Annotated in this window: 1 protein-coding gene; it reads left to right on the plus strand. The window is 51.9% G+C overall.

What is annotated here, in order from left to right; translation table 11 throughout:
• Positions 1-590 (plus strand): EF-Tu/IF-2/RF-3 family GTPase (locus UR289_RS21840; protein ID WP_024909880.1); only part of this gene is annotated, 590 nt, incomplete at both ends.

Raw genomic sequence — 590 nt, forward strand, 5'->3', positions numbered from 1 at the left:
GAGTGGGAAGCGAAAATCATCGAACTGGCTGGCTTCCTGGATTCTTACATCCCAGAACCAGAGCGTGCGATTGACAAGCCATTCCTGCTGCCAATCGAAGACGTATTCTCCATCTCCGGTCGTGGTACCGTTGTTACCGGTCGTGTAGAGCGCGGTATCATCAAAGTTGGCGAAGAAGTTGAAATCGTTGGTATCAAAGAGACTGCGAAGTCTACCTGTACTGGCGTTGAAATGTTCCGCAAACTGCTGGACGAAGGCCGTGCTGGTGAGAACGTTGGTGTTCTGCTGCGTGGTATCAAACGTGAAGAAATCGAACGTGGTCAGGTTCTGGCGAAGCCAGGCTCAATCAAGCCACACACCAAGTTCGAATCTGAAGTGTACATCCTGTCCAAAGACGAAGGCGGCCGTCATACTCCGTTCTTCAAAGGCTACCGTCCACAGTTCTACTTCCGTACAACTGACGTGACCGGTACCATCGAACTGCCAGAAGGCGTTGAGATGGTAATGCCAGGCGACAACATCAAGATGGTTGTGACTCTGATCCACCCAATCGCGATGGACGACGGTCTGCGTTTCGCAATCCGTGAAGG

Origin of the sequence: Enterobacter sp. 302C9 (genome assembly GCF_034106085.1) — a bacterium.
GTDB classification, from domain to species: domain Bacteria; phylum Pseudomonadota; class Gammaproteobacteria; order Enterobacterales; family Enterobacteriaceae; genus Enterobacter; species Enterobacter asburiae_B.